The following is a 4,068-nucleotide window of genomic DNA, read 5'->3' on the forward strand; positions in this document are numbered from 1 at the left end:
GGCATCGCGGAGGCGGTGGAGCGGCAGACCACCGCGATGCGGGAGCTGTCCCGCACCCCGGCAAGCCGGGGCATAGAGCGCGAATTGCGCAAGCGCAATTCGGATTCCCCCGCAAGCGGGGGAATGGAATTCCGCAAGCGGAATTCAAAGGGCAGGGCAATTCGCGCAAGCGCGAATTGTGGGCACCCGCGCAAGCGCGGGTGCCTGGGCTGGCAGTAAGGGGAGGTGCATCACGCGCGGGGCTGTGTAGGGCTTGGGATTCCCAGCCACCACCCCCGCAACGGAGGTGGTGAACCATCCGTCTGACGGGGTGCCGGCCCCACCGCAGTGACGGGTTCCGCTGCGCTCCACCCGAACCCCTCCCCCATTCTCGAAACCGGCCGCTCACGTTCATCAATACCCCGCCAGCATACAGGACAACCGGCCGCCTGTGGGTGAGAATGAGTCATGTATCACCCTGGGGGGCGAAGTTGGCGCGTGAGTGATGCATCACGGGTCGCCGCTGTGTAGAGTCTGGGATCAGAAACCACCACCCCAGCGCCGCGCACCTCGCGCCGGGATTCCCTTTCTGATTACGCGCCGCTTTCCGCGAAAAGGAGAACACGGGGCATGGCCGTGAAACTGCGTGACCACCAGATCGAGGCCGTTGCCGCCATTGTGCGCGGCTTCGATATTCCGCCGGGCGGTATTCCCTGGAATGGCCTTCGCGGGCAGGTGCACGCCGCGTGTGGCACGGGGAAGACGATTATTGCCGCCGCGTCGGCAAAGCGGATTGTGCCCCAGGGGCGCATTCTCGTGCTGGTGCCGACGCTGGACCTCCTGGCGCAGACGGTGAAGGCGTGGCACGACGCCGGGCACAAGGGGCCGGCGGTTGCCGTGTGCTCGCTCCAAGACGACCCGGAGCTGTGGAGCATGAAGGTCCGCTCCACCACCAACCCCGTGCAACTGGCGCTGTGGCACAGCACGGGGCCCGTGACCATCTACGCCACCTACGCGTCGCTGGGCGTCCTGGCGGAGGCGTTCGAGGGCGTCTACGGCCAGCAGCTCGCCCCGGTGGACCTGGCCGTGGTCGATGAGGCCCACCGGACTTCCGGGTCGATGGGTAAGGCGTGGGCGGACATCCACGACCAGACCGTCATCCCGGCGCACCGCCGGCTGTACCTGACGGCCACGCCGCGGATCTGGGAGGAGCGGCTGAACCGCGAGGTCGCGGAGGGGGTGCGCGACCCGCTGCCGCGCGAGATGGCGGCCTCCATGGACGACGAGAAGGTCTTCGGCCCGGTCCTGTTCAAGCTCACCTTGGCGTCGGCCGTGTCGCGCGGCCTGCTGGCCCGCTACCAGATCATCGTCCTGGAGCTCCAGGACCCGGTCGTCACGCCCGAGCGGCTGATGGGCGAGGAGCGGCACAGCGAGAAGGTCCGCGGGGAGCGCCTGGGGGCGCTCCAGGCGGCGCTGTTGCACACGATGCAGGAGCACAACCTGTCGACGTGCATTACCTTCCACCACCGGACGATAGAGGCACAGGCGTACGCGGAGGGCCTTCAGCGGGTGGCGGCCAAGCTGCACGCCGACCAGCCGGAGAAGTACCCCGCCCGGATCTGGGCGGACTGGCTGTGCGGTGAGCACGTCCCCGAGCGCCGGCGGGGCGTCCTGGGCGGCTTCGGGTCCACCGCGCTGCGGGCCGTGCTCTCGAACTGCCGCGTCCTGGGCGAGGGCGTCGACATCCGCGCGGTCGACTCGGTGGCCCTGCTGGACCCCAAGGGGGCGCCGCACGACATCATCCAGGCCATCGGTCGGGCGCTCAGGCAGAAGCCTGGACAGGGAAAGGTCGCCTCTCTGATCGTGCCGGTATTTCTCCAGCCCGGAGAAAAGCCGGAAGACATGTTCACCTCCGGGTCGTATCGGCCTTTGGTGAAGGTTCTCGAAGGTCTGCGCGCTCACGACGAAGAGGCAATTGAGCTGCTGGCTATTCCGCAGGAGCCGCAGAAGGACGTGGCGCAGCCGTCCGAGTACATCGGTCCGCCGCCCGAGGAAGGAGAGGACGAATCCCGTCTGCTGCTGCGTTTTGCGGCTCCGCGTGACCCGGTGATGGTCGCGGACTGGGTCAGCTTCAACGTGATCGACACGGAGAAGCAGGACTGGGCGCGCGGCTGGGCATCGCTGAAGAAGTTCACCGAGCGTGAGCTTCACGCCCGGGTTCCGTACGGGCACAAGGAGGGTGCGTACCCCCTTGGGCAGTGGATCGCGGAGCAGCGACGGGCGTACGGAGCGGGGCAGATGAGCGGCCTGCGCGCCCAGCGTCTGGAGAAGCTCGGCATGGTCTGGAGCCTCGCGAATGAGCGGTTCCAGGAGAACCTGGAGGCCGCCAAGGCGTACTACGACCAGCACTGGACGCTGTGCGCGCCCCGGTCCGCGACCATGCTGGACCGGCCGGTGGGGCAGTGGCTGTCCAACCTCCGGCGCCCTGGTGCCCTGGAGGGCCACCTCGAGTGGGAGACGGCGCTCAAGGACGTCGACGAGGACTGGAATCCCGAGTGGCTGGCGGAGTGGCAGCGGCACTTCGCCGCGCTGCGCGAGCTGGTGGCCGACGAGGAGGGCCAGGCCGACGTCGTGCCCGGCTTCACGGTCCACGGCATGGACATCGGGAAGTGGCTGGCCCGGCAGCGCAAGCCCGAGGTGTGGGAGGCCCTGCACGACGGGCAGCGCGAGCGCCTGGAGCGGCTCGGCATCACGCCGCTTGCCCCGGCCCCGGAGCCGGAGATCGAGGCGTCCGCGAAGCCGTCCACGACGCCGCTGAGCGCCTTCGAGAAGGGCGTTGCGGCCCTGGCGCAGTACAAGGCCAGGGAAGGCTCTGTGAAGGTCCCCAGGGCCCACGTAGAGCGGCTGGAGGACGGGTCGGAGGTGAAGCTCGGGGTGTTCCTGTCCAACAGCAAGAGCCGCCGGGCCAAGCTGACCGCCGACAAGCTCGCCGCGCTGGCCGGCCTCGGGCTGGAGTGGGCGGTGGCTTGACGCGGCCGGAAGGGACCCCGAGCGCACCTACGCGCCCGGGGTCCCTTGCTGTCGACGAATGTCGCTGTCGCCGACCGAGCTGTCGCCGGTAGGTTCCGCATCATGGTCTACGCGTTCGGCCCTAACGAGCAGTGCCTCCGGCGCTGCCAGGCGATAGTTCCGGTGATGCTGCGTACGGCGGAGAGCGTCACCAGCCACGGTGTGCGGGTGCTCTCGGAGCACCAAGAGGTCGTCTATCCCCTCATGGGCTGGTGGCAGTTCACCAACCGCACCGCACAGGCCTTGGTCTCTCTGTACGACCAGGGGTACACCGTGGAGGCGGCGCCTTTGATGCGGAACCTCCTGGGGCACGCCTACGCAATGAACTGGCTGGCGGACAACGGCCTGCCGGCGGTTCGCGCACTCTCGGACTACTGGGCCGATCACCATCGGAAGCTCGCCGCGAACATCAACGCGACCTGGAACCTCCCCAAGCCCGTCACCGTGACCGAGGCGGAGCCGCTCGCCTTCGCCGACGCGGAGGAAGAGCGCATCCACAAGAAGCTGTTCGGCGAGCTGAAGAACTTCGACACCCTGGTCACGGCGTACGGGACGGCCGAGGTGTACCCGGTCTACAGGCACCAGTCCGCCTATTCTCACACCACCGGCGCGACCGCCGACGCGTTTCTGATCATCGACGACGGCGTGCTGAAGTTCTCCTCCACGCCCACGGGCGGCGCGGCGGATGTGACAGCGGACCGGCTCTGGATTCCCGTAGCCCTGCTGCAAGCGGCTGCGGCAATCAGCCCGCTGCTGACCGGCAACCCCATGAAGTCCACGATCGACAAGGCGGTGGGAGACCTCGGTCTGCCGCCGAGCCTGCTGAATCTGAAGCGCGCCCGGCCGCTATAGGCAGGTCCCGTCCTCAAGAACCCGGCACGTCACTGGTCCTGGTAATCCGCTTCCAGCACGCAAGCTCCGTGTCGGAGAACCTCGCGCCGTTCGGCGCCCGCCTGCGCGCCGCCATGGACGAGCGCGGCCCGCTGTGCGTCGGCATCGACCCGCACGCCGCCCTGCTGA

Annotated in this window: 3 protein-coding genes; all 3 read left to right on the top strand. The window is 68.4% G+C overall.

The window, feature by feature from the left end; all coding sequences use genetic code 11:
• Positions 1 to 219, top strand: a 219-nt coding sequence (locus AB0C99_RS39525; RefSeq protein ID WP_362485324.1) for a hypothetical protein, incomplete at its 5' end; no start/stop codon positions are given.
• A 390-nt stretch (positions 220 to 609) separates the two neighbouring features.
• Positions 610 to 3,009, top strand: a complete 2,400-nt coding sequence (locus AB0C99_RS39530) for a Helicase associated domain protein (RefSeq protein ID WP_362485326.1) — start codon at positions 610 to 612, stop codon at positions 3,007 to 3,009.
• 102 nt (positions 3,010 to 3,111) lie between these two features.
• Positions 3,112 to 3,900, top strand: a complete 789-nt coding sequence (locus AB0C99_RS39535) for a DUF5677 domain-containing protein (RefSeq protein ID WP_362485328.1) — start codon at positions 3,112 to 3,114, stop codon at positions 3,898 to 3,900.
• Positions 3,901 to 4,068 lie beyond the last annotated feature (168 nt).

It is taken from the genome of Streptomyces sp. NPDC048659, assembly GCF_040650575.1.
In the GTDB taxonomy this organism is placed as follows: domain Bacteria; phylum Actinomycetota; class Actinomycetes; order Streptomycetales; family Streptomycetaceae; genus Streptomyces.

Excerpts from the sequence above, each read along its gene's own strand:
- AB0C99_RS39530 (WP_362485326.1), top strand. The coding sequence starts at position 610 with ATGGCCGTGAAACTGCGTGACCACCAGATCGAGGCCGTTGCCGCCATT.
- AB0C99_RS39535 (WP_362485328.1), top strand. The coding sequence starts at position 3,112 with ATGGTCTACGCGTTCGGCCCTAACGAGCAGTGCCTCCGGCGCTGCCAG.